Source organism: Rhizobium sp. ZK1, from assembly GCF_047782645.1.
Lineage (GTDB): Bacteria > Pseudomonadota > Alphaproteobacteria > Rhizobiales > Rhizobiaceae > Rhizobium.
The window spans coordinates 2,048,835-2,073,532 of the sequence record NZ_CP180587.1; the positions used below are offsets into that span (position 1 = coordinate 2,048,835).

Consider the following 24,698-nt stretch of genomic DNA (forward strand, 5'->3'; position numbering starts at 1 on the left):
TTGTCATGCGCGCAAAACCAAGATCGCTTCTGGATACGGTAGAGGGACGGCGCCTCCTGGAACCAGGCGCCAAGGGAACCGACCAGTTTCGCCGGCCTATTGTTTTTGTTTCCTATATGCGAGTAGGCCCTGCCAGCTGGAAATCGGCGAGCATGCTGTAGGAGGGCAATGCCCTGTTGGCGAAGAGGCCGCAGCGGAGAATGACGCGATCGGAGTGTGGGCGTGCAATGACCTGATCGAGGCTCCAGGCCTCCAGGATCATCAGGTCGGCCGGACGGCCGGCGCCGATCGTGCCGGCGTCGATGCCCAGAATGCCGGCCGATGCAGGGCCGGAAAGCACGGGCGCATCCGCATAAGGGTGGTCGAGATGCAGGATGCGCACCGATTGCCGCCATGTGTCCAGCATGTCGTGATCGCCATAGGCAAAGAACGGGTCGCGGCAATTGTCGCCGGCGACGGCGACCGGAATGCCGGCCGCCCGCAGCTCCTGCACGGGCGTGACGCCGCGCCAGCGCGGCGTGCGGCCATCTTCGCGGTCCTGGAGATACATGTTGACGGTCGGCAGCGTGATAATCGAGAGGCCGGCATCGGCGATCAGCGCGATCCTGTCACGCAAGTCATCCTCGCTCAGAAGCGCAAGCGAGCAGCAGTGGCCGCAGGTCACGCGCCCCTCGTAGCCATGGCGGATGGCGGCACGCGCTACATGCGGCAGCGCGTCGGCCTGCGCCGCCTCGTCGACATGCAGGTCGACATCCAGTTCCCGTTCCTTCGCCAGCGCAAACAGCCTGTCAAGCAGCAGGTCGATATCGTCGAGGCCCGATCCATGCGTACCCCCGGAGGCGCGCGTGACGCCGCCAAGCAAGCCGCCATGGCTGGCAACGATATCGGCAAGATGCGCGCTATAGTCGTCGCGATAGGCATCGAGTGGCACGAGGCCGACTGCCTGCAGGGTGATGCGGCCTTTCCAGCGTTGGCGCGCCTCGGCAAAAGCGTTCCAGGTGACCTCGGCCTGCCCCTCGTGACTATCAAGATGAGTGCGGATGGCCGCAACGCCATGGGCGTCGGCCGTCGCAAGACCGAATTCCATCCGCCGTAGAAGGTCGGTCGCGTTCCAGTGGGCGAGGCGGTCTGCCGTCGTCGCGGCGCGCGCACCGGGATGCGTGCCGCCGGAATCGGGCGCCCGTCCCATGGTGTGACCTTTGTCGAGATGGACATGCGCGTCGATCAGCAGGGGCCAGACATGGCGGCCCTCGAGCGCGACTGCATCTTCGCCGCGGTCGGCAAGGGCGGGCGTTATCGCCGCGATCTTGCCATTCTCGATCAGAATATCGACGAGGGCCGAACCGTCCCGGTCCAACTCTGCACCAACAGGAACGTCATCGGAAAGCAGCGCGACCGGCACGCGCGCCTTTGCAAGACGAATGCGCTCCGGTCTCGCCAGACGGGCGGCAAGGCTTGGAAACAAGGAAAGATCGTTCATGGTGAGGGTCTCTATTGTATGGGTTGCCGAGCGGTCAGCTCTCATCAAACGAGGTGAGCAGACGATGTTGCGCGAATTGCATGAAATGGCTGCCGGCAGGCGAAAGCGAGCCGCGGGCGCGGTGAAGGATATTGAGCCTTTGTAGCGAGCCCGTTCCCGTCAGCGGGATGAAGACGAGGTCGCCCGAGGCCATCTCGCGATCGACATCGAGCCGATTGAGGAAGGTGATATGCGGGGTCGTCCGTGCAAGGCGCTTCATCAGCTCCATCGAATTGGTCTCGACGACGGGAACCAGGGTGGCACGCGCCGGGGCTATTGCCTCGACGACCTCGCGCAACGACAGCGATCGATCCGCCAGAACCAACGGATAAAGCAGGCAGTCGGACATGCGCACGGTCTTGCGGATCGCGAGGGGATGGCTGGGTGCGACGATCGCTCCCAGCGCATGGCGGAATTCGGCGGCGCGTTGCAGCCGGGTATCATCCGGCAGGTTGTAGGCGATGGCGAGATCGGCTTGGCCGAGCGCCACCATCTCGGCGACGGTCGCCCTGTCCCCGACCATGATCCGCAGGCTGACCTGCGGATGTTTTTCGCGGTAGGCGGCAACGATCTCGGCAATCCGGCCAGCCGCAAGTGTCGCCATGGTCGCAAGCACCACCTCGCCGCGGTTGAGCCCCTTGAGGGACTGGATCTGCGCCCGCATCCGCTGATGCGCCTGCAGCGTCTCGCGAATATGCTGGATCAGGATTTCACCGGAACTCGTGAGTTTCAGGCCGCGTGGCAGGCGCTCGAAGATGGGCGCCTGCAACTCTTCCTCAAGCTCCAGGATGTAGCGGTTCACCGCGGAGGCGGCGACATGCAATGTCTTCGCCGCCTTGCGAATGGAGCCCTGGCGGGCCACCTCGTCGATATAGCGCAGCGCGCGTCCATGCAGCATGATTGGTCCGTTGCCTGATGGGAGTCGGATTGACTGTTCCACGGTGTCACCGCAATGGACCATCTTCAACGTCACTTCTTGGCGAAATTGGCGTTGATGCGCCGGGTTAGGTATTCGCCGGCCGTGATAGCTTCGTATTTGCCGAGCGGACCCTGCATGACGGCATCGCGGTTTGCCTGGCAGAAGAAGGGCAGGGACAGGCGGCGGCCCATATACTCATCCTCGCGTGGCATGCGCACCCGGTGCAGCGTCGATTGCAACTGGTCGTCCGACCAGCGCATGAGCATGTCGCCGATGTTGCAGGTGATGTAGCCTTTTCGCGGCGGAACATCCGTCCATTCGTGCAGGGCGGCATCCTTGCCCGGGCAAACCTGAAGCCCGCCTTCGCCTTCCTTCTGGTGAAGGATGGTCAGGCAATCGAAGTCCGAATGCGCACCGGCACGCCAAAACGTGAAGTCTTCCGGCTTGGCGCCTTCCATCGACATGTAGTGGATGAGGCGCAGCGTCGACTGGTACTGATCCGAAGACGGATCATGTGCCTTGGTGAAGAAATCCTCGGCAAAGCCCATCTTCAGCGCAAAGCAGGAGAGGATGCGCATGCCGAGTTCCCAGTTCTGGCGCTCGAAGCGGAGCATCTTTTCCCGGAAGCCCGGAAGATCGTCTTCGCTCGGCCACAGGTTTAGGCGGATCATGTCCGGCCGGGTGAGCTGGAAGCTCTCCTTGTTATCAGGCGTACCGGTAGAGGGGCGGACCTGCGCCTTGAATTCCCAGCCGGCATTGATGCCCTTAGGCATCGGGGTTTTCGCCTTAACCTCCGCCGGCAGTTCGAAGAACGTCCAGGCCATGTCGAAGGCGGCGTCGATATCGTCCTGGGCGATACCGTGATTGTAGACTTGGAAGAAGCCGATATCGACCGAGGCCTGCCAGAGTGCATCGGCGATCGCGTGCTTGCGGTTGTCGAAGTCGGCAAGGTCGATGACGGGGATTTCCCGGTCGACGGTCGTGCCCATGCCGCCGATGGTCGCTTCCTTGGCGAGTTCCGCGAGGGTGTCTGTCTGGATATTCATACCATTCTCCTTACGTGAATGCCGGCGGACCGGCGATTGGGGAGCAATGTCCGGGCAGGACCCGACTGCTTCTACTCCGGATGGGTTCAGCCGTTTTTCGGCAGGCTCCAGGGAAAGAGGAGCCTCTGCGTCAGGACTACGGCCTGAAACAGCAAGAGCGACATCGCGGCGAGTACCAGCAGGCCGGCCCAGGCCTGCGGCAGCTTGAACAGCGATGTCGATAGCTGAATGAAATAACCGACGCCGGCTTCCGACGCGCAGAACTCCGCAACCACGGCGCCGATGACCGCGAGCGTGATCGAGATTTTCAAAGCCGAGAAGATGTAGGGCACCGCGAACGGAAGGCGGATCTGGGTGATCTCGCGGAAGCCCGAGGCGCGCAGACTACGCGACAGTTCGATCAGTTCCGGCGGGGTGGCGGCAAGGCCCGTTGCCGTGGATACGACGAGCGGAAAGAACGTGATGAGACAGGTGATGACGATGCGTGGCGCATCGCCGGCCCCGAGTACCACGATAATGATCGGCGCGATCGCCACCACGGGCGTCGACTGCACGACGACAAGCAGCGGATAGAGGGTTCGCGACAGGAACGGCGAGCGCATCATGACGACGGCGAGCGGAATGGCGATGACGATGGACATCGCATAGCCGATCAGTGCCACGCGCAACGTCGCGGTGATGTGGCCTATCCAGCGCTCGATGCCGATGGACGAGAACGAGCCGAGGATTGCGCTTGGCGGTGGCAGCAGATAGGTCGGGATCGACAGGAGCCGCGCCGCAGCTTCCCACAGGATGACGGCGCCGATCAAGGCCGCGGCGGTCGTGATGCCGGGCAATGCCAGCACCTGCTTGAGGAGGGCGACCGGCGTGCGGCTCTGCATCGCGTCATGCCGCTTGACGGTTGAGGAGGAGATCGCGGAGGTAATCGGAGAGGTCATGGATCGCCTTGTCCTTTGCAGTTTCGGGGCCGCGCGGTCGGCCGACGGGAACGGTGACTTCGGTCAGGATCGAGCCAGGCCTTCCGGTCATCACCAGCACCCGGTCGGACAGCAGCGCCGCCTCGCTGACGGAATGCGTGATGAAGACCACGGTCTTCGGACGCTCGGAGAATATGCGCGGCAGATCGAAGCCCATCACCTCGCGCGTCAGCGCATCCAGCGCCGAGAACGGTTCGTCCATTAGCAGGATGTCCGGCTCCATCAGCAGCGCGCGGGCAATGCCGACGCGCTGCTGCATGCCACCGGACAGTTCGTCCGGTAGGCGTTTCTCGAAGCCGGAAAGCCCGACCATCCTCAAGAGTTCGCTCGCCCGTTCGCGCTCCTCTGCCGTCACCCTGCCGGTCTTGTGGCGGGCGGGAAACACGACATTGTCTTCGACATTCGCCCAGGGAAGCAGCGTCGGCTTCTGGAAGACGATGCCGGTGTCGTCACGCGGAGCCTCCACCGGCAGGCCGAAAACCTCCACTGAGCCGGACGTCGGCTTCAGCAGGCAGGCGATCATGCGCAGCAGGGTAGATTTCCCGCAGCCTGAAGGGCCGAGAATCGAGACGAACTCATGCCGGGCAACATCGAAACTGACGTCGCGAAGCGCTTCCGTGCGCCCCGACCGGGTCTCGAAAACCTGGCCCAGCCTGTCGAAGCGGATAGCGGGCATCGCCATGGCGGCTACTCCGTTGCGGCGAAGGTGCGGTTGACCACGGTTTCCGGATCGAGCTTGCCCGGATCGATGTCTTGGGCTTGCGAAACACGGCGCCAGGTTTCGGCGAGGCGGGCCGTTTCGAAGACGCCAAGGCCGTCCTTCTCCGTCACCTCGTTAAAGATGAGCGGCAGCGTGTCGTTGAGCGAGCCTCGCACATCTTCCGAGCCAAGTTCCGGTACGATGGCGGTGACAGCTGCGGCAGCCTTCTTAGGATTTTCCTTCGCGAACTCGACCGACTTCTTGTAGGCCGCGACGAAGCGTGCGGCGACCTGCGGACGCTTGGCAAGGAAATCGTCGCTGGCGATGAGAGATGCGGAATAGAGTTCGAGGCCGGCCGCGGACCATGGCAGGGCAACGATCTCCTTGCCGGCTTCTTTGCCCTGATTGCTGTAGCGCGTCAGGTCGGTCATCCAGGCGATGATGCCGTCGGCATTGCCGGTCATCAGCATCGGGCCGAGCGCGCCGGGTTCGGCCTTGATGAGCTTGACATCCGCCATGTCTATGCCGGCATCCTTGAGCACCAGCGGTAGATAGACATTCGACGATGTGAAGGGCGACGTCGCGATCGTCTTGCCCTTGACATCGGCGACGCTTGTGATCGAGCCACCCTTGGCAACGTAGAAGGCATGCGGTCCCTTGTTGAACAGCGACATGACGGCGGTCACCTTCACACCTTCGTTGGCGCGGGCGGCCATCAGGGCGCCGATATCCGAAACACCGATGTCGGAGGATGCTGCCGCCAGGCGCGAGATGGCTTCGGTCGAGCCGCGACCGGAAGCGATCTCCACTTCAAGGCCGGCCTCCGAACAGAAGCCTTCATGGATGCAGACATAGATCGGCGCCTTGTCGCCGCCGGGCAGCCAGTCGAGCTGAAAGATCACCTTGTCGGCGGCGGATGCGGCACCGGCAGAAAGGGTTGCGGCAAGTGCATAGAAGGCAAGCTTGGTGCGGGACATAGGTCGACCTTTCGCAATTGGTGTTCGGTTTTTAAGGACGGATAGAGATTGGCGACGCGCTCTGGATCGAAGCCATTCGCGATGAGCGTTGCGATTGTGCAATCGCGTTTCTCAGGCCGCTTGCTGCTCAGGCATGTAAAACAACGATGCGCGCGAAGTTGGTCAGATCCGATGTCGGTCTCAGCGGATTTCAGGGCGAGATCACTGATTTTTCCTTGCATTCTAACATTTCCTCGACAGGTTTACCCGTCGAGCAATGTCCAGAACCAAGGCTCAGACCGCTTCTACTCGCAAAATCTTTGTCTCACGCAAAAGCCGCTTTTCGCAAGAGTTTTGATGAAATTTTGTACGTGCTTGAAATTTATGCAAGATTGGCTTCGACTTGGTATGGCACCAAGCGCCAGAGGTCCAGTGCTTTGATTTAATATGCGAATTTTTGTCAAAGCAATTTACCTGACTGCTCAGGAATTGATCGTTCTAATTATTAGGACGAAGAGAGCGGAAATCTCTTTGTGCCGATCGATGAAGGACCACGCGGACGCCGGTCGCTAAGGCCCGAGTGGTAGGAAGCCCCGACCGGTCTCGCTCGGTTTCATGTAACGCGAAGATGATATTTGCGTCTTTGAGAAACTAAGGTTTCGAAAATAGGCAGGTCACGGCTTCACATCCGTTCAAGGCGGCTTGGCCGACCTTGTGAGCGAATGTTGTCAGGATCGGAGGATGGCCCAAATCAGGCAGCCAAAAGCCGAACGGTGGTCCTTGGGGGGCGGGCTGCCAGACACGCCGACGGAGCTAATAGCCAATGGCAAAAAAATTCGATTCAGCTCAATGCTCATCGTCTAGGCCCGTCTTAGAAGAAAGATGTCAATCTTGCCAAATTTTGCCATTTGAGCTATAGATATTCATATGAGCACAATGAACATTTCTCTCCCCGACCACCTTAAGAGCTTCGTTGATGAGCAGGTCGCGGGACGTGGTTATGGGACGAGCAGCGAATATATCCGCGAATTGATTCGACGAGATCAAGACCGTCTTCTATTGCGTGGACTGTTGATTGACGGAGCATCGTCCGTACAATCCGATCCCGTCGATGGGCGCTATTTTGCCGGATTGCGTGATCGCGTGCGTGGTCGGCACAGCAAGTGACAAACAAGTCTATCGTCCCTAGGGAGTTGGCTCGCCGTGACGTCGAGGCGGCCATAGACTACTATATACTCGAGGCTGGAACCGAGGTTGCCCTTGGCTTTATTGACGCTGTAGAGGCAGCTTATGACCTGATCGCAAGGCATCCGGAAACGGGATCACCACGATATGGATACGAGTTAGGATTGCCTGACCTGCGCAGCATTTCGCTGAAACGATACCCATATATCATCTTTTATCATGATCAAAAAGATCATGTGGACGTGTGGCGTGTGCTTCATGGGAAACGGGACATCCCACCGTCGATGCACGAGCCTGAGAGTCATTGATTATAGGACAGATTTGCAGCTGCAAATTTTCCCGACTTATAGTTCCTATCCCATCAAAACACCAAATGGGCGGGGCTTACGGCTGAATCGTACCGATTGCTGCGAGTCTTTCTAGCAACACCTATGTGGGAACTGGAATCTTGGACGGATTTGGCTGGCTTAGAGCGTTTCAGTTGCGGTACCCGTAGGACTGCAAAAGCGATTGGCACGACCGGGAGAGCTGGAGAAACCACGTCCGCATCTCCTAGAGCAGGAGCTTGATGAACGCGGATACGATAGCCGCCTGGGCGGTGGAAAACGGATTCCATGCGATCGATTCGGGGAGTTATCGTCGCCACGACAATGCAGGCGTGATCACGATCGAAATAAAGAGGATGTCATTCCTCCTCATCGATGAGAGGCGAGGATTGCGACCGCGCCTCATATCGCGGTTGTTCAAAGACATTCCCCTTAATAGCGGGCGTGGCCACTTGCACGGTCTTCTTCTTGACCGCTATCCCAATCGTTGAGTCCTGACGCGATCACCACAGCCCAGCCAATTTACCAAGGCGGCGGACCGGCGGTATCGAGTTGCCATGCCAATCAACCCCGTGATGCGGGCTGCAGACTTTCCGGCCCAATGGGCGGGCTCCGCAAAGCCGATCTAGTGTGAAGGGTTTCGGCATCAAGGTTAGACCCTCGTGGAGCCTGGGCCATATGGGACCGAGTTCGGGTTTAGTTCGGCAAAGCGCGCCGAGAGCAAGCCTGAATATGTGCAGGTCTATGAGAAAGCATATGTCGTTTTCGCTGGCCTTAAAGACGTGAGCGGCGATCCGAAAGCTGCGGGTCGTGTGATCTTGAGCGGGCATCGTAAACTTAACTTGCCAGAAGCAGCCGTATGCCAGCTTTATCAGGTTACTTCATGATCGGGCGATTTTCACCCATCGCCGCTGCGCGCAGTTCGCGATGATGGCTGGAGGGGATGTCGTGGCGGGGGATGTGGAACAGGTTGGCAATCTGGTCATGGATGGTGAGAAAGCGTTGTAGATGTCGCCGTGATTTGAAGAGCTTCATGATCCGCTCTCGCCGCCGGACTGGTTGGTGAGAATTCTCCGCCCGATTGTTCAGGCCTCTATGGGAACGGTGCTCGACACCGGGCATGGTCTTGCGCATTGCGGCGTCGTCAGACCGAAGCTTGTCAGTGATCATTACCCGCGGCGCTCGACCCTGGCTCTTCAAGAGCTTGCGCATCAGGCGTTTGGCCGCCTTGGCATTTCAGCGGCTTTGAACAAGAACCTCCAAGACGAAACCGTCCTGATCCATGGCGCGCCACAGCCAATGCTTCTCGCTGCGGATCGAAACAACGGCCTCGTCGAGGTGCCATTTATCTCCGAGCCGACCGGATGATCGACGGCGGATCTCATTGGCAAAGGTGCGGCCGAATTTCTCCGCCCACTGCCGGATTGTCTGATGGGAAACAATTATCCTACGGGCGGCCAGCAAGTCCTCGACCATCCGCAGGCTGAGAGGAAAGCGGAAATACAGCCAAACGGCGTGAGCAGTGATTTCAGCGGGAAAGCGATGGCGGCGATAGAGCGGGTCACGATGTGACATGCCCCGTCCGTTAAGTTGACGATGCCTCAAGGGTGTCGGTCAGGGTCGAAGCTACATCAAAGCCTTCGGTGGAATCGTTTCCATCGTAACGGCTCACCCGATGTTTCGCATCTAAACGTTTTACGGGAGAGAAAGTATAAAAGCAATCAAAGAATGTATGTCGCTTGGCCACGGCATAGATGCTGATGCCCAGTGGTCCGCGCGATGCGCCCGAAAGCCCTAAACGGCGAGTCTGATCGAGGTGGTACCAAAAGGCGCAAGTGCCATGCTTTTGCCTGAGGTCGACCCAAAGGCACTGATATCGATGTTTTGCTCTTCGGCCGTCAGATTAAGGATATACACAGTCGAGCCTGATTGGAAAGCCAATACCTCCGATGGATGCGAAGACCTGCAGCCATTCCAGGCTGATCCGGCAAGGCGGGACAGCAGCTTCACGGTGTTGAAAAGCGGGCGATATGCGCCTTCTTCCGCTGGCTCTTCCTTACCGGCAACAAGGCCGGAGGGGCCGGTGAGCGCTGAAAGCGTCAGGCACTCGATGTTGGCATCGAGCACATGGATGGCGTAACCGAGCGCGAATGCCTCCGCAAAGCGGCCATTGTGGCGTGGATCGCGGTTTGCCATGGGAATGCGGGAGCCGGCGGGATTGTCCATCGTGCGGCTGCCATAGGGGTTCTGCCGCATAGGAATGGTCGAAGGGCCGATCCGGTAGGGCTTGTCGCCGTAGATGGCGCGCACCGAGCGCGTGATGAAGGGCAGCGCTTCCAGGGTCTGCATGACGCTCAGATCATCGGCGGCATGGACGATTGGATTGGTGCAATGGCTGATGAAGCCGAGGCGATCGGCCGGTACGCGCCTGCGATTGAGTTCGGTGAAATAGCTGAGCATGCCACCGCCGATGCGAATGCCGGCAAAGGCCTCGTGTGCTGCGGCATAGACCTCCTCCAGCGGCGGGCATTTCGGCCATTTGCTGCCGGGTGGTGTCGATTGCCGGTCAACGGAGGGTGAGATCAGGATTGCGTCCGGGTGGAAGCCTGCAGACTGCATCTGCCTCGCAATCTCGGCGGTTTCGGCGGCCGGTGTTTGCTTGCAGGGAAGGGCGATCTCCAGCGTCGATCGTCCGCGGTGAAGCGCGGCAACCGCAGCAAAATCCTTCAAGGCCTTAGTGCCGTGCCCGGCATTGGGGTCGAAATGGAAAAGCAGTTCCTGCGGCGCGATGTCGGACAGGAGGTCACGGGCAGCAAGTACCGCTTTGGCTTCGTCAGGCGTAACGATAACGCCTATGTCAGGCATGGTGCCGCTGCGATCGCCCGGCTCGAGCTTGATGGTGCGCTCAGCGCTGCCGGCTTCCGTCGTCTCTCCGCTTCTCGTATCGCGGATGGCAAGGACGATCCTTTGGCGCACTGGTTCGTTTGCGGCGATCTGGTAGGGCCAGGGCAGGGCCAGTGGCCGCACATATGTCTTGTAGGACGCGTCCGACCAGTTGCGCTGGTCTTCCATCTCGAACGTATCGCCTTCCATGCGGCATTCGGCTGAAACGTCCGGCAGCACCTGATGGGTGATCGCCCGCATATCCTTGAAGGGCTGCCAGGGATCGATCTGGTCGGGAAAGCGCGTCTCGTTCACGCTGCCATCGACATGCTCGACCTTGGCAGGGCTTCCGGCAATGCCGACGATCGGATGCAGGATGCAGAAACCACAGCGATTGGTTTCGAAACCGGTCGGCGAGAGCGCTCCGGCTTCGAAGATCAGTTCATGCTCCGTTGCCGCAATATGCACCGAAATGCCAAGCCTGCTGTCTTCGGGTCCCCGGCAATACGCGACATAACGAACGGAAAAGGCACCGTTGCCCTGCTCGATCCAGAGGTTCTCGATATCAGGACTGTAGGTGCCCCAGTCGCGGTCACGCACAAGATAGGAAACGGCACGCAGCACCTCGACGCCGTCATAGCGGATCGTCCGCAGATTGCCCTTTGCGAGATCGGCTGAGAGGCGTCCGGCAGTTAGGTGCACCGGATGCGCATCGGCCTCATGCGTGCCATAGAGAGCGAAGGCGTCCGTCGTCATTTCAGCATCGCCTCCACGTCGATTGTCTTGCCTGACGCCGCACTGTCATAGGCCGCTTCAACGAGGGCGAAGGTCTTGAGGTTGTCGGCGCCTGAGGTTGCCGGCTCACCGCCGTTCTTCAGCCGGTCGACCCAATGCTTCTGGATTGCATAGACGCTTTCCTGAATGTTGTGCCAGGGACGCGATGCCCAGGAGAGTAGCTGCGGCGAGGCATCGGATACGACCGTGCCGGCCGCGTTGGTGACCTCGAGCCGGTAGCCGACAGAAAGACGGATTGTACCTTCGGTGCCGTCGAGCTCGATCAGCGTTTCCGGGAAAGGTTCCGTGCCAAGCCTGGTCGCGTAGCTGACGTCGACGACCGAGGTCGCGCCGCTTTCATGGTCGAGCAGGATCGTCGCGACATCCTCGCCCTTGATCTTTGGATTGACGCGTTTGGCGCGGGCCGTCAGCGTCTTGACGTCGCCGAGGATGAAGCGGGCGATATCGAGCGTATGGATACCGAGGTCTTCGATGATGAAGCGTTCGCCTTCGGCAAGATAGGGCTGGCCCGCAAAGACGTCATACCCGGACCGAAACGAGAAGCGGCCCCAGAAGGGCGTGCCGATCGCCTTGTTGTCGAGAAGCCGGCGGACAGCCTGGATTGGCGTCTGCCAGCGGAAATTCTCATGCACCATCAGTGGAATGCCTGCCTTCCGGCAGGCTTCGACCATCGCCTTGGCATCGGTAAGCGTCTTGGCGAAGGGTTTCTGGCAGATGGCGGGGATCTTATGGCTCGCCGCCATCTCCACCAGCGCCCGGTGGCTCTGTACCGTGGTGGCGATATCGACGAAATCGAAGCCGCCATCGGCAAACATGGCTGCGGCATCCGTATAGCGCCTGTTGATGCCGAACTGCTCGCCGACGATCTTCAGCCGCTCCGGGTCGCGGTCGCAGATCGCCACGACCGCGGCACCATCGACATCCTTCCACGCGTGCATCTGGTTGATCGCAAAGAAGCCGCAACCGATCAAAGCACCTTTCACGTCAGCCATTTCAACCTGCCTTTACCATCTGCATGAGGGTCACGCGCTGCTGCAGCCGACGCTGCGCCTGATCGACGACGACGGCGATGATGATGACCAGTCCCTTGATGACCATCTGCCAGAAGGAAGAAACCCCCATCATGACCAGACCGTCGGAAAGAATGCCGATCACGAAGGCGCCGATGATCGTGCCGCCGATCGTGCCGCGCCCGCCTGACATCGAAGTTCCGCCGAGCACGGCTGCAGCGATCGCATTGAGCTCGAAGCTTTCGCCCGTTGCCGGATGCGCGGCCATCAGCTCCGAGGAGATGACGATGCCGACGATCGCCGCGCACAGGCCGGAGAACATGTAGACGAAGATCTTGACCAGATCCACGCGGATGCCCGACATGCGCGCGGCCCGCTCATTGCCGCCGACGGCAAAGATATGGCGGCCGATCGGTGTCGAGCGCGCCACATAGGCAGCAACGAGCCCGAGGAAAATCAGGATCCAGATCGACACCGGCAGGCCAAGAATGCGACCGGCGCCGAAGAAATCGAAGCCCGTCGTGGCATATTCCGGCCGGCCGACGAGGTTGGGGAAGGTCTGGCCATCGGAGGAAAGCAGCGCCAGGCCGCGGGCGACATAGAGCGTGCCGAGAGTCGCGATGAAGGGTGCAACGTTGAGCTTGGTAATCAGCAGGCCATTGATCAGGCCGATGATGAGGCCGATCGAAAGCGTGATCAGCACGATCTCCACGAGGTTGAAATAGACGGTATAGCCGATCGGCAGTTCGACGCCGTAAAGGATAAGACCGCCGGCGACCATGCCGCAGAGGCCGACGATCGAGCCGACCGAGAGGTCGATGCCGCCGGTGATGATGACGAAGGTCATGCCCATCGCCAGGAAGGCGTTCAGCGCCACATGTTTCGACATCAGGATCATGTTCGCGGTCGAGGTGAAGTTCGGCGCGAAGATCGAGAAGAAAATGATGACGGCAAAGAGCGCGATGAAGGTTCGAAGCTTCATCATCGTCAGGAGGAAGGAGCCGTTCGCGCTCTTCGGCGCGGAGGTGGATGCAGTAGCCGCCGTCATGACGCGAGTTTCCCTTGATGTTCGTGCCCCTTTGCCGAGGCAGCGATAATGGCATCTTCCGTCGCGTCGTCACGGTTGAAGACAGCGATGAGATGGCCGTTGCTGAGCACCGCGATACGGTCGGAAAGCGCCATGACCTCTTCGAGGTCGGAGGTTGAAAACAGGATGGCGAGACCATCGGCGGCAAGCCGGCGCATGGTACGGAACACGTCCGCCTTGGCGCCGACATCGATGCCGCGGCTCGGCTCGTCCATCAAAAGAACCTTCGGATTGGTCATCAGCGCCTTACCGATGACTACTTTCTGCTGGTTGCCGCCGGACATCGACGTTACCTCGAAGTCCGGGTTAGGCGCCTTGATGGCAAGATCGCGGATCGCCTCAACAATGGCGTTCTTCTCTGCCTTGGCATTGATGTGGAAGAGGCGGGTGAAGCGGGCGAGGCTTGCAAGCGTCAGGTTGGATGCGATGGAGAGCACCTGCACCAGCCCCTCGCGCTGCCGGTCCTCGGGAATGAGCGCGAGACCCCGGCGAATGCGCCGCGTCGTATCGCGGGCGCGCACTTCCTCGCCATCGATGAAGATCTTGCCGGTCGAGTGCGTATGACGGCCGATGACGCATTCGAAGAATTCGCTGCGTCCGGCGCCCATCAGCCCGTAAATGCCGAGGATCTCGCCCGCCTTGACCGATAGTGAGATATTGTCGACCGCAAGCCCGCCGGTTGGGCGCGGCAGGCTGATATTTTCGGTGCGGAACATTTCCTTGCCGACCGTATGGTTCACCGATTTGGCGAAATCCTTGGCATCCGAGCCGATCATCGAGCGCACGATCCAGCGCGTATCGATATCCTTGACCGTTGCCTGGCCGGTGATCTGCCCGTCGCGCAGCACTGTGATGAAGTCGCCGATCCGCATCAGCTCTTCGAGGCGGTGCGAAATATAGACGATGGCCACGCCCTGCGCCTTCAGCTCGCCGATCACCTTGAAGAGGATCTCGACCTCAGCCGCAGACAGTGCCGATGTCGGCTCGTCCATGATCAGGATGCGGGCATTCAGCGACATTGCCTTGGCGATCTCGACGAGCTGCTGCTGGCCGATCGGCAGGTCCTCGACCATCGTCTCGGCATCGATGCCGGCATCAAGTCGCTCAAGCAATTCGTTGGCTTTGCGGACCTGTTCCTTATGGTCGATGCCGATGATGCCGCGGGTCAGTTCGCGCGTCGCGAAGATGTTTTCGGCGACCGACATGTTGGCGAAAAGGTTGAGCTCCTGGAAGATCATGCCGATACCGTGCGCCTGCGCATCGGCGGGGCTCGTGAAGGAGACGGTCTCGTCCTCCAGGATGATGCTCCCGAGCGTCGGCCGCTCGACGCCGGCGATGATCTTCATCAGCGTCGATTTGCCGGCACCGTTCTCGCCGACGAGCACGTTGACGGCGCCGCGTCGCAGCTCGAGATTGGCGTGCTTGACGGCGACGATGCCGGAATAGACCTTCGACACGTCGTCGAGGCGCAGGATGATATCGTCCTTCGGGGCCTCGGTGATGGTCATGGTGCCACCATCAGCGCCGAAGGAGTGACGAGAGGAACGTCGCTGCCCGACGGCAGCGGGAAGGCGCCGGTCACAGTGACCGTCTTGCCGACCAGCCCGTCACGCGGGATTGCCGACAGGAAAGCGCTGTTGGCCTTCTCATTGAAGGACTTGCCGAACTGCGCCCATTCGATCTGGTTCTTGAACTCGTTGAAATTGACGAAATCCAAGGTATCGCGCAACGCCGTACCTCGGAGTGCCGGGCCGATCTGCACTTTTGCGTCAGCTTTGCCGTCGCCATCGGCATCGACATCGAGCGTTGCCGCACGCGACGCCGTATCGGCCGCGACGACCTTGCCCGTGAATTTCACCGCATAGGTCCAGGGCGAACTTATCTGCTTGTGCGGGTTGCCGTATTTCTCGCCGGCCTGGTCAGGGTTCGAAGCGACAAGCGCTGCAACGTCCTTTAACTCGCCGGCACGCTTTTCATAGTAGGGAACGACCTGCGGCTGCCACATTGCCTCAACCTTGGCATTCGGATCGAAAGCGTTCTTTGCCGCCGCTGCGGCTTTTTCTTCCGCAGTCGGTGTCTTGATGATCTTGCATCCGGGCAAAGCCGCCGCCACGAGAGCGGCGATCAGGGCGCCCCTGATCCTCAACATGCGATAAACCTCGAAATCAATGGAAACAGGCTGCAGGGAGCGCAGTGTCCCGCGCTCCCTGCAGCGGTCGGTCCGCCTTACTTTGCCAGAGCAAAAGTCTCGAGCTTGCCCGCGTTGTCGGCATTGATGAGAACGCAGTCCATGAGCTGCTTTTCTTCCTTTGGTGCCGTCTTGTTCTTGATGTAGGCGTCGGCTTGCTCGACCGCCATCTGGGCCTGCGCATAGGCCGGCTGCAGCACGGTGGCCTTGATACCGCCCGATTTGATGGAGTCGCGCACGTCGTTGGAGCCGTCGAAGCCGACGACGATCACGTCCTTGCGGCCAGCAGCCTGAAGAGCAGCGATCGCGCCCATGGCCATCGTGTCGTTGCCGGAGATCACGCCCTTGATGTCGGGATTGGCCTGCAGGATAGTTTCCATCTTGGCGTAGGCTTCCGTCTGACTCCAGTTGGCCGACTGCTTGGCAACGGACTTCAGGTCCGGATAGTCGTCGATGACGTCATGATAGCCCTGCGAACGGATGCCGGCATTGGTGTCCGACTCCTTGCCGACGAGCTCGACATAATTGCCCTTCTCGCCCATGAGCTTGACGAATTCCTGCGCGCCGAGCTGGGCGCCCTGATAGTTGTTGGAAACGATCTGGGCGACGGCAACGCCGGTCGCATTGATTTCGCGGTCGATAAGGAAGGAGGGGATGCCGGCATCCTTGGCCTTTTTGACGGCGGCAACCGAAGCATCGGCGCCGGCATTGTCGAGGATGATCGCCTTGGCGCCGCGGCCGATGGCGGTATCGATCATTTCCGACTGCTTGTTGGCATCGTCGTCATGGGTCATGACGAGCGCCTCATAGCCGAGTTCCTTGGCCTTGGCTTCGGCGCCGACAGCTTCCGCCTTGAAGAACGGGTTGTCGTGAGCCGGCGTGATGATGGCGATCAGGTCGGCCGAAAAGGCCGGCATGGCCACGCCAAATGAAAGCGCACCGGCAAAGGCAGCCAGGGTCAGTCTACGTGTAAGTTTCATGGTTTCTCCTCCCAGGTTTGACGCATGGCCGAACCAATCCCGGTTCGGTTGAAATCCATGCGAAAAAAGAAAACCGGTCCGTCAAAGTCCCCCCGCGGGCCGGCAGAGCAGCAAGGCGCGCCTTGCCGCTGATATGTCAGGTGATGCGCCGGATGCTGTCGGCGATCTCCTGAGGTTCGAAGACCTTCTTCCAATCGTCGCGCATGAGGGCTGGAATGCCGAACTCGATCGCCTTGTTGCAGGCATCCGAGAAAACGCCGTCGACTTCCTTGAAGATCACGGCGCCGAGTACGTTCATGTGGCCGAGCAGGAAGTCGCGGGCGGCTTCCGCCGGGACGCCGCGGGCGATGCATTCGTCCATGGCCTGGCGCATGACGACGAGCAGCGAGGCGCAGACGGTTTCCGAAAGGCCGGGCTCCAGCATCGCCATCTGCTCGACGGTGACGCGATGCGAACGCATGACCGGCGCCCAGATCACCTTGGCGATTTCCTCACCCAGGCTATAGGCACTTTCCGGACCCTGCATCAGGGCCGAGACGATATGCTGCTTGGCAAACAGGCCGCCGAAATGGTCCTTCTTCGCCTGCATCTCCGTTTCGTCGTTGAAGATCGGCGGATGGCAGGGATGGGTGACGAAATAGGTGAGGTCGGCACGATCAGGCAGGTGGCCTGCAAAGGGCGCGGCGGCGTCGAGAGCCACGACCATGGTGCCCGGCTTCAGCTTGTTGACGATGCCAACGGCAACCTTGCCGATCGCGGTATCCGGCACGGCCAGGATCACGACGTCTGCACCGTCGAGCGCGGCATCGGCCGGGGTGCAATCGATGCCGAGATCGTTCTTCAGGCGCGCCTTGCCGGCATCGCTGACTTCGACATGGCGAACGTCAAAACGGGAACCTTTGAGATTCTTGGCCAGCCGGTATCCCATTTTTCCGCCGGCGCCAAAGAGGGCAATCGCTGTCATGTTTCCTCACCTTTGTATGCGGGATTCGTATTGTAACTGGTATGATGAGTCAATCACTATGTCATCATAGATGGGTGTAGCGCTCAGAAAACCGACGGTCTCGCAAGCGTCTTGTTCATCTTGACGCGGTTGACCATCCAACAGGTCATCAGGCCTTCCTTCCATCACGGATCTGCGCGAAATAGCCGTCTGCACCGACCTGCCCGCCCTTCAGCGCGATCTGCAGCCCATCTGTCGGCGCGTAACCGCCATGGGCGGTGCAGAGCGGCGAGCCGGGGGTCTGCGGCAACGGCAGCAGGGTCGTCAGCGCATCGACGCGCAATTCTTTCAGCGCGTGGCTCGACGTATCTCCACCGGCGATGACCGCACGCGAAAGCCCCTCCGTTTCGACAAGGCGGCGCAGGATGGTGCCAAGCGCCCAGCCCAGCCGGTGACGAGCGCCGGGCAGCTGATCGATATCGGCGCCACGGTCGGCCGAAGGGCCAAGCGCGGTGTGCAGGATGACGCTGCGGCCTGTCTTCAGAGCGACGAGCCCGGCGGCAACCGCTGCATCCAGTGCGGCCTCCCCATTCGTGCCGACGAGCGCCAGCGGATCGAGCGGGATATCTTCGAAGCCATCGGCGATGGCTGTGCGGATCTGCCGCTCGGTCGTTGGCGACACGCTGCCTGAGACTGCGGCAAGCCGGTCGACCCTGCCCGGAGACTGGAACTCGATGCTGGGACCAATCAGCCCCTGTTCGCGCCAGGCATTGATGAGTGCGTATTCGACACCGGAGGAACCGGCGACGAAGCTGCCTTTTGCGGCCGTGATCCGCTTGAGTTGTCGGCCGGCGGCCGCCTGGCTCTCGGCGGAATCGACATCGAGAAGCAGGATGCCGGATAGATCGGCAATCAGCTGGTCGATCCCCGCATCGGCATCGGGCGAAGAAAGCAGCACCAGGTCGGCCAATGAGACGGGAAGATCGGTCTGCTTGCCGAGATGAAGCGCAAGGTCCGCCTCATGAATGGGGGTGACCGGGTGGCGGCTCATGACGGGGTGCCGGTCGATGCGGAAGATACGTCCCTGGTAGGCGGCAAAGAGATTGCCGAAGGCTGTGTATCGCTTCAGTTGTGGCGCTCCGACGATGACGGGCACGAGCTTCTGTTCGAACGTCGCGCTGCCGATCTCGATTGCCTTGCCGATATTGCCGACCTCGGGGGCTGAATCGAAGGTCGAGCAGACCTTGTAGTGGCAGATGCCGGCCTTGAGCGCCTTCAGCCATTCAAGCGCTGGGCCAAGATGCTCCTGCATCCAGGCAGGGGTCTCGCTGCGGCTCGTTCCGGCAATACCGATGGCCCGGCAATTCTGGAAGCGGTCGAACAGCGGCTGATCGGGAATGCCGAGGAAGAGCACGGTCGGAATACCGTTGCTAGCAAGCGCCTCCATCACATCGGCGGAGCCGGTGAAGTCGTCGCCGTAGTAACTGACGAGCAGGTCGCGCATCGTCATGCAGCCTTTCCATCGCTGAACTTGGCGATCGATGCCGCAAGTTCCGGATGATCTTTGGCATAGTCGTCGAGCGGAATGTCGGCGACCGCTGCCTGCCAGGCCTGCTGCACGGAGCGCACGCCGGCTGCAGGTCCCTGCGGATGGCTGACGATGCCGCCGCCGCAAAGATAGAGAAGATCGGTCGTGCGGCCGGTGCGCTGATAGGTTTCCGGCGCCTGGCCGCCCCACTGGCCGGAACCGGCAACCGGCAACGGGCAGTCGGAGGGGGCAAAGAGCGGCGTGCTGACCGCCTTGAACGAGGCGACGAAACTCTCGTCCGGCTCCCAATATTTCACGCGGATGCCGTTGATCTGAAACTGGTCGACGCCGAGCAGCCGCCAGAACTGCTGATAGACCTTGAAATCGAGGCCAATGCCGGGATGGCGTGTCAGCACGTCCCAGCCGTTGCGATGCGCATGCAACACGAGGCCCGAGCGCTTGCGCAGGAAACTCATGCCGCCGAAACCGACCGAATTGATGTTGACGACGGCGCAGTTGCCGCCCGCTTCCAGCACGAGATCGTGGTTGCGCATCATCTCGTCGGGATCGGCATGCGAGATGCCGAAGGCATACATCACCTTCTTGCCGGTCTTCTGCTCGTGATCGAGAATGCGGGGCATGATCGCCGCCACACGCTCCTTCAGCGGCGAATAGGCGGGGCTCATCAGTTTCTCGTCGTCCTTGATGAAGTCGACGCCGGATGCGATCAGTTCGCCGACGAGCTCGGCAGTTTCATGCGGCCGCAGGCCAAGCGCCGGCTTGACGATCGTGCCGATGATCGGCCGGCCTTCGACGCCGGTCAGGCGTCGGCTGCCGGGAAGGCCGAACTGCGGGCCGGGATGGGCATCCCTGAAAGCCTCGGGGAGCTTCATGTCGATGACGCGCAGGCCCGTTATGCCCTTGATGGAAAAGGTTCCGCCGATCGCGATCGTCATCAGCGCCGAAAGATCCGTGCCGATCGCATCGAGGGGGAAGGCGATATCGACATCGGCACGCTGCAGCCGTGCGCCCTCGGGCGCTTCCGGCCAGGAGGGATGGCGCCCATCTTCCAGCGGCCGGATGGCGAGAACCCGGGCGGCAACCCGCGACTTCAATTCCTCCGTCTCGCCCGGAACCGGAACGAAGGTGCCGGTCGATTGATCGGAAGCGATCTTGTTCGCCATCGCTTCGACGCTGCCAGGCGTCTCGATGCGGTAGGTGAGCGTTATCATCATGAAAATTGCCGGTTGCTCCTCTCGCCACGTCAAGAAGCCATGGCGTCAACTTGTAATCTGGTATAATGAGTATTCCATTTTCTGCAATGGAAATTTTCAACAGGTGTGAATTTCGCGTGGCGCGCTTTGTCGTCGGTCGGTGGAAATGTTAAGGGAGGGAAGATTTGAGCCAGCGAGACGCCATGACCTCAGCCATCGAACCTATTGTCCGTCGAAAACTGTCTGACGAGGTTTTTGACCGGCTGGAACGGCTGATTACGTCAGGAGAGTTGCAACCGGGCGACGAGATGCCCTCCGAGCGCGTCCTGATGGAACGCTTCGGCGTCGGTCGTCCGGCGATCCGCGAGGCGATGCAATCTCTCGCCAACAAGGGCCTCGTCAGCATCTCGCACGGCGAGCGCGCGAAGGTCCTGAAGCTGACCGCCCAGTCGATCTTCCGGCAGGTCGATTTGACGGCGAAGATCATGCTGTCGCAATCGGCCGATTCGCTGGAGCACCTGAAAAGCGCCCGTATCTTCTTCGAGCGCGGCATGGCGCGTGAAGCGGCGCAACGCGCCAAACCGGCTGATGTCGAGGCGCTTCGCGAAATCATCGACCATCAGCGCGCATCCCTCGGCCATGCCGAAGAATTCATTTCCGCCGACATGCGGTTCCACACCCGCATCGCCCAGATTTCCGGCAACCCGATCTATGTGGCCGTCAGCGAAGCCATGCTGGCATGGCTGAAGGAATATCATACGGAAATGCTGATCTGGACCGGCAAGGAAAAATATACGCTCGCCGAACATGAAGAGATCCTGGAGCGGCTTGCCGCCAATGATGCCGATGGCGCGGAGGCCGCAGTGCTCAAACATCTGGAGCGCTCGCGTTCGCTTTATATGAAGTAGGCAGCCGCTTGCGGCGAACGGCGCGGCAAGGCCTTTCGCACGCAACAGAATGTCAGTGGTGACAGCAGTCCTGAGCCGCCTCAGCTGCCGGCGGAGCGTAAGTGGCAAATTCCTGCTCGAGAGCCTTGATGACGCCGGTGCGCCAGCCATCGGCAATGCGTTCGGAATAGGGATCGGGGAAGATATCCTCTTCGCCTCTTTCGAAGCCGTCGAATATTCCTGCCGCCACCAGGCCGGGTGGCGACTTCGGCACCTCGAAGCCGCGCGTCATATCGGTATCAACGGGTCCGGTGAAACAGCTGTGTACCGCGACACCGCGCGCTGACAGGAGCGCCCGGAAGGCCTGCATCAGGTTATGTGCCGCCGCCTTCGAGACCGAATAGGCCGGTGTGGAAGCGACCGGCACCAGCGCCGACAGGGAGAGATTGTTGATGATGGCGCCCTTCGATCGCATCAGTGCCGGGACAAAGGCCTGGGTCACCCTTAGCGGCCCGAAGAAATTGACCGCCAGATGGCAATTGATGATGTCTTTATCGGTGAGATCGTCGGGCATGAAGATGCCGGCATTGTTGATGAGGATATCGAGGTCTTCGACAGTGGCAGCCGCCTTCAGGACATCCCACTCGTCGGTAATATCGAGTTTGACGAAGGTGACGCGCTCATCCTCATGGCGCTGCTCGCTGCGCGACCCTGCATAGACGCGCTTTGCACCACGACGTAGCGCTTCGTCCATGAGAGCCCGGCCGATGCCGCGATTGGCGCCTGATATCAGGACCGTTTTGTTTCCGATGTTCAAGACATGCTCCTATGACTGACCTTGCCATCAGGAGGGGTTCCCTGATGATCGGCGAGGAGCGTAAGCCCGGGCGGCCGATATGCAGGAGTAACAAGGTTGGCGGGATTTCTGGGGCATCTGCCCTCTCGCGACCCTGCCTTGCCGGGATTTCCACCGTCGGGGCGGATCGCCGAACTGCCGCGCAACCGACAGTCCCGCCGGCGACACGAGGGCAAACCCGATCATCTGATCAGTTTTCGATCTGCTGCTCCGAGACGACGCTGACGACGACTTCGTCGTTTCCGTTCGGATAGAGAGGCAGGTCGAGCGTGATCGCTTGCCTGCGCTCGGAAGACGACGCCTCGAAGAATTTCCTGATGCGCCCCTGACCATTCTTCGCGCCTGATGCCTTGGCGCGTGTTTCATCGACGAGGCGACGCTCAAAGGCCGCGGCATCGATTTCCGCGAAGGCCATGGTGCAGCTTTCCACCCTGCTCTCGCCCACAGACGCCCGCGCGACGACGAGGGCTTCAAATGAGCCATCTCCTTCCGCGGTCAGATTCCAGCCTTCCAGCGCGACCGGATTTTCCACCGGCGTGAGGCTGGTCATCATATCCGTTGCAAGAGCCGGCCAGTTCCGGTCCTTCGCAGCGGCGACGGTGCGCTGGAAATCCGGCCCCCGCCCGAGGCAGCGTTCGCCGAATTGACCAAACGGATCCGGCTGGTCGGCCGCCGCAGCGCCCGCAAGGCCGGCGAGAAGGATCGCCATCGAGAGGCAGTCTCTGATCCTGCGCTTGCTTGCCATATGTCAGCCTCAATGCGTCCCCGGATGTTTCATGCCGGCACCATCCACCTTACCATTACAATGAAAAGGGAGAAATCATGGCTGCAGCGCCCAGAGCTTGCCGTGGGTTCATGTCGACCGCGGCGAGAAGGTCCGATCGCCGCATTCACTATCCAGGGCCTTGCCCCTGGCAAAAATCGTCAACGCGCAATATTCATGCCCGGAGAGCATTACCATGAAAAAACTCATTTCGATCGCTGTCAGTGTCCTGCTTGTCGGCGCGCCCGCTTTTGCCCAGTCGAACGTGACCGCCACGCATACGAACCGCCCCATCGAGCCCCATCGCGCCTATATCGGCGAGGAACTTCCCGACAGAAAAATTGATCTTTCCAACAGCGTCACTAGGTTCAAGCGGAGGTAAAGAGAGGAGGAATGGATATGACAATGACTTCAGACGATGTCATCGCCATCCTTGGACCTGTTGATAATACACTTGTGGCCGACGTCATTGCGACCGGTGCAACGCAGGCCGAGCTTGCAGAGGCATTTGCGTGGGTCAATAATGACGAGGCCTTGATGGGTGAGGGGCGACGCCTGGCGACCGGCAGGGTTGCTGCGCTCATTGAGCTGCTCACTTCGGATGAAGAGGAGCCGCAATAGGAATGTTAGATATGCCGTCCCCTTCTGCCTCGCTGTTGCTGACAGACAGGGGCGCGGTCTCAGCGCAATAGCCGAGTTTTAGCCGACATCTCCGCGCGCGACCTGTGCCCGCAAGGCGGCATTCTCTGCTTCCAGCTCCGTCAGGCGCTGACGAAGCGGTTCTACGGCGACGGCAATTTCCGCCTCGGTATAGCGCGGCGTGATATGCTGCGGGCAATTCCAGTCGAAGGCTTCGAGGCGCAGGCGGAAGAGACGTTCCGGCTTTGCGCGATAGGAAGGCGAAACAAGCAGCTCGGCGAGCGCCGGATCGGCATCAAGCCCCAGCTTTTCGGCATGGGCATAGATCTTCAGCCGTGCGCGGCGAGGATAATCCATCAGGAACAGGCACACCTTATCATTGGCGGCGAGATTACCGGTGCTGATGTACTGGCGATTGCCGCGATAGTCCGCAAAGGCAAGTGTGCGATCGTCGAGTACCTTCAGGAAACCCTGCGGACCGCCCCGGTGCTGCACATAGGGCCAGTGGGTTTCGGAAACGGTGGCCATGTAGAAGCTGTCGCGGGAAGCAATGAAGGCGCGCTCGTTTTCGCTGAAGCGGTCGAAGCTGCGGTCGGTCGGCAGGTTCGTCCAGAAGTCCTGGACACCCATTTCCGCCTGCGCGGCACGCACGCTCGGGGTCGAGGCTATGTCGAGAAATCCATAGGACATGATCCATCTCCTCAAAGGGTTGGGAGGGGCGGAGCGCCAGCCCCGCTCCTCGTCTGTCAGGCCGCATTGACAGCGGAGACTGCCGGGAAGTCGATATCTGTCTTGGCGACTTCGTTCAGATAGTTGGTGAAAGTGTTTTCGGCGACCAGAGCGACGATTTCGACGATCTGCGCATCCGAAAAGCCTGCAGCGCGCACGGCAGCGATATCGGCGTCGGCGACATGTCCGCGTGCCTCGGCGATCTTTGCCGCAAAGCCGACGGCGGCATTCGCCTTGACATCGGCTGATGCGCCCTTGCGGTTGAGGGCAATTTCTTCCGGGCTGATCTTTGCCAGGTTTAGGCCGAGATAGGTATGGGCGGACAGGCAATAGCCGCAGCCGTTCACCTCTGCGACGGCAAGCGCGATCCGCTCACGCGTCTTGAGATCGAGCGCTTTAGAAAGCCCACCCTGAAGACCGGTGAATGCCGCCAGGGCCGCCGGGCTGTTGGCGATCAGACGAAACAGGTTCGGGACGAAGCCGAGCGCCTTCTGGATGCCATCCAGCGTCGCCTTGGCTGCTTCCGGCACATCGTCACGGGCGGGGATGGAAATACGGGACATGGAAA

At 60.5% G+C, this 24,698-nt stretch carries 25 protein-coding genes and 1 pseudogene; 6 read left to right on the forward strand and 20 right to left on the reverse strand.

The annotated features are described in order from the left end of the window. Nucleotides 1–112: 112 nt before the first annotated feature. The 6 genes from ACK9YZ_RS32085 to ACK9YZ_RS32110 all read right to left on the reverse strand — a co-directional run bounded on the left by ACK9YZ_RS32085 (nucleotide 113) and on the right by ACK9YZ_RS32110 (nucleotide 6,138). On the reverse strand, nucleotides 113–1,480 hold the full coding sequence (locus tag ACK9YZ_RS32085) for a cytosine deaminase (protein ID WP_416067495.1): 1,368 nt from the start codon (nucleotides 1,478–1,480) through the stop codon (nucleotides 113–115). A gap of 34 nt (nucleotides 1,481–1,514) precedes the next feature. Then, on the reverse strand, nucleotides 1,515–2,486 hold the full coding sequence (locus ACK9YZ_RS32090; protein ID WP_416067496.1) for a LysR family transcriptional regulator: 972 nt from the start codon (nucleotides 2,484–2,486) through the stop codon (nucleotides 1,515–1,517). Between the two features lie 2 nt (nucleotides 2,487–2,488). After that, nucleotides 2,489–3,484 carry an isopenicillin N synthase family dioxygenase gene (locus tag ACK9YZ_RS32095; protein WP_416067497.1) on the reverse strand — a complete coding sequence of 332 codons (996 nt, stop codon included), beginning with the start codon at nucleotides 3,482–3,484 and terminating at the stop codon, nucleotides 2,489–2,491. Between the two features lie 86 nt (nucleotides 3,485–3,570). After that, nucleotides 3,571–4,365: an ABC transporter permease gene (locus ACK9YZ_RS32100; protein WP_416068476.1), complete on the reverse strand. Its 795-nt coding sequence runs from the start codon at nucleotides 4,363–4,365 to the stop codon at nucleotides 3,571–3,573. Nucleotides 4,366–4,369: 4 nt separating this feature from the next. Beyond that, on the reverse strand, nucleotides 4,370–5,143 hold the full coding sequence (locus ACK9YZ_RS32105) for an ABC transporter ATP-binding protein (protein ID WP_416067498.1): 774 nt from the start codon (nucleotides 5,141–5,143) through the stop codon (nucleotides 4,370–4,372). 5 nt (nucleotides 5,144–5,148) lie between these two features. Further along, entirely contained in the window at nucleotides 5,149–6,138 is a 990-nt protein-coding gene (locus ACK9YZ_RS32110) for an ABC transporter substrate-binding protein (RefSeq protein ID WP_416067499.1), read from the reverse strand. A gap of 906 nt (nucleotides 6,139–7,044) precedes the next feature. Here ACK9YZ_RS32110 and ACK9YZ_RS32115 point away from each other — a divergent pair. From ACK9YZ_RS32115 to ACK9YZ_RS32125, 3 genes are all read left to right on the forward strand, one after another. Then, complete coding sequence (locus tag ACK9YZ_RS32115; RefSeq protein WP_416067500.1) at nucleotides 7,045–7,284, forward strand: ribbon-helix-helix domain-containing protein; 240 nt, start codon at nucleotides 7,045–7,047, stop codon at nucleotides 7,282–7,284. Further along, complete coding sequence (locus ACK9YZ_RS32120) at nucleotides 7,281–7,610, forward strand: type II toxin-antitoxin system RelE/ParE family toxin (RefSeq protein ID WP_416067501.1); 330 nt, start codon at nucleotides 7,281–7,283, stop codon at nucleotides 7,608–7,610. Before ACK9YZ_RS32115 ends, ACK9YZ_RS32120 begins: the two co-directional genes overlap by 4 nt. Nucleotides 7,611–7,870: 260 nt before the next feature. Beyond that, on the forward strand, nucleotides 7,871–8,119 hold the full coding sequence (locus ACK9YZ_RS32125) for a hypothetical protein (RefSeq protein ID WP_416067502.1): 249 nt from the start codon (nucleotides 7,871–7,873) through the stop codon (nucleotides 8,117–8,119). 385 nt (nucleotides 8,120–8,504) lie between these two features. On the opposite strand, the pseudogene ACK9YZ_RS32130 reads toward ACK9YZ_RS32125, so the two are convergent. The 10 genes and pseudogenes from ACK9YZ_RS32130 to oiaX form a co-directional block, all read right to left on the reverse strand. Continuing rightward, a pseudogene (locus ACK9YZ_RS32130) lies at nucleotides 8,505–9,203 on the reverse strand (IS6 family transposase). A 219-nt stretch (nucleotides 9,204–9,422) separates the two neighbouring features. After that, nucleotides 9,423–11,267, reverse strand: coding sequence for a hypothetical protein (locus ACK9YZ_RS32135; protein ID WP_416067503.1), 1,845 nt, complete (start codon nucleotides 11,265–11,267; stop codon nucleotides 9,423–9,425). Next, nucleotides 11,264–12,298, reverse strand: coding sequence for a Gfo/Idh/MocA family protein (locus ACK9YZ_RS32140; protein WP_416067504.1), 1,035 nt, complete (start codon nucleotides 12,296–12,298; stop codon nucleotides 11,264–11,266). Before ACK9YZ_RS32140 ends, ACK9YZ_RS32135 begins: the two co-directional genes overlap by 4 nt. Before the next feature lies 1 nt (nucleotide 12,299). Beyond that, nucleotides 12,300–13,364 (reverse strand): ABC transporter permease, encoded by a 1,065-nt coding sequence (locus ACK9YZ_RS32145; RefSeq protein ID WP_416067505.1) that lies wholly within the window; start codon nucleotides 13,362–13,364, stop codon nucleotides 12,300–12,302. Next, nucleotides 13,361–14,911 carry a sugar ABC transporter ATP-binding protein gene (locus ACK9YZ_RS32150; RefSeq protein WP_416067506.1) on the reverse strand — a complete coding sequence of 517 codons (1,551 nt, stop codon included), beginning with the start codon at nucleotides 14,909–14,911 and terminating at the stop codon, nucleotides 13,361–13,363. Before ACK9YZ_RS32150 ends, ACK9YZ_RS32145 begins: the two co-directional genes overlap by 4 nt. Further along, nucleotides 14,908–15,552 carry a DUF2291 family protein gene (locus ACK9YZ_RS32155; RefSeq protein WP_416067507.1) on the reverse strand — a complete coding sequence of 215 codons (645 nt, stop codon included), beginning with the start codon at nucleotides 15,550–15,552 and terminating at the stop codon, nucleotides 14,908–14,910. The genes ACK9YZ_RS32150 and ACK9YZ_RS32155 overlap by 4 nt, the downstream gene beginning before the upstream one ends. Before the next feature lie 77 nt (nucleotides 15,553–15,629). After that, entirely contained in the window at nucleotides 15,630–16,571 is a 942-nt protein-coding gene (locus tag ACK9YZ_RS32160; protein WP_216759676.1) for a D-ribose ABC transporter substrate-binding protein, read from the reverse strand. 136 nt (nucleotides 16,572–16,707) lie between these two features. Next, nucleotides 16,708–17,535 (reverse strand): phosphogluconate dehydrogenase C-terminal domain-containing protein, encoded by an 828-nt coding sequence (locus ACK9YZ_RS32165; RefSeq protein ID WP_216759675.1) that lies wholly within the window; start codon nucleotides 17,533–17,535, stop codon nucleotides 16,708–16,710. A 148-nt stretch (nucleotides 17,536–17,683) separates the two neighbouring features. Next, nucleotides 17,684–19,018, reverse strand: a complete 1,335-nt coding sequence (locus ACK9YZ_RS32170; RefSeq protein WP_416068477.1) for a four-carbon acid sugar kinase family protein — start codon at nucleotides 19,016–19,018, stop codon at nucleotides 17,684–17,686. Nucleotides 19,019–19,020: 2 nt separating this feature from the next. Continuing rightward, nucleotides 19,021–20,277: a 3-oxo-isoapionate-4-phosphate decarboxylase OiaX gene (gene oiaX / locus ACK9YZ_RS32175; RefSeq protein ID WP_416067508.1), complete on the reverse strand. Its 1,257-nt coding sequence runs from the start codon at nucleotides 20,275–20,277 to the stop codon at nucleotides 19,021–19,023. A 182-nt stretch (nucleotides 20,278–20,459) separates the two neighbouring features. On the opposite strand from oiaX, the gene ACK9YZ_RS32180 reads away from it, so the two are divergent. Further along, nucleotides 20,460–21,164 (forward strand): transcriptional regulator NanR, encoded by a 705-nt coding sequence (locus ACK9YZ_RS32180; RefSeq protein WP_216760890.1) that lies wholly within the window; start codon nucleotides 20,460–20,462, stop codon nucleotides 21,162–21,164. A 52-nt stretch (nucleotides 21,165–21,216) separates the two neighbouring features. On the opposite strand, the gene ACK9YZ_RS32185 is transcribed toward ACK9YZ_RS32180, so the two are convergent. Then, nucleotides 21,217–21,960: an SDR family NAD(P)-dependent oxidoreductase gene (locus ACK9YZ_RS32185; protein ID WP_216759672.1), complete on the reverse strand. Its 744-nt coding sequence runs from the start codon at nucleotides 21,958–21,960 to the stop codon at nucleotides 21,217–21,219. 229 nt (nucleotides 21,961–22,189) lie between these two features. Beyond that, a complete protein-coding gene (locus ACK9YZ_RS32190; RefSeq protein WP_216759670.1) occupies nucleotides 22,190–22,744 on the reverse strand; it encodes a hypothetical protein in 555 nt (184 codons plus the stop codon). A 214-nt stretch (nucleotides 22,745–22,958) separates the two neighbouring features. Here ACK9YZ_RS32190 and ACK9YZ_RS32195 point away from each other — a divergent pair, with 214 nt between their 5' ends. After that, complete coding sequence (locus tag ACK9YZ_RS32195; RefSeq protein ID WP_216760920.1) at nucleotides 22,959–23,144, forward strand: hypothetical protein; 186 nt, start codon at nucleotides 22,959–22,961, stop codon at nucleotides 23,142–23,144. 17 nt (nucleotides 23,145–23,161) lie between these two features. Beyond that, a complete protein-coding gene (locus ACK9YZ_RS32200; protein ID WP_216759669.1) occupies nucleotides 23,162–23,383 on the forward strand; it encodes a hypothetical protein in 222 nt (73 codons plus the stop codon). 78 nt (nucleotides 23,384–23,461) lie between these two features. On the opposite strand, the gene ACK9YZ_RS32205 is transcribed toward ACK9YZ_RS32200, so the two are convergent. Then, nucleotides 23,462–24,091 (reverse strand): pyridoxamine 5'-phosphate oxidase family protein, encoded by a 630-nt coding sequence (locus tag ACK9YZ_RS32205; protein ID WP_216759667.1) that lies wholly within the window; start codon nucleotides 24,089–24,091, stop codon nucleotides 23,462–23,464. Nucleotides 24,092–24,147: 56 nt separating this feature from the next. Then, on the reverse strand, nucleotides 24,148–24,693 hold the full coding sequence (locus ACK9YZ_RS32210; RefSeq protein ID WP_216759666.1) for a carboxymuconolactone decarboxylase family protein: 546 nt from the start codon (nucleotides 24,691–24,693) through the stop codon (nucleotides 24,148–24,150). Nucleotides 24,694–24,698 lie beyond the last annotated feature (5 nt).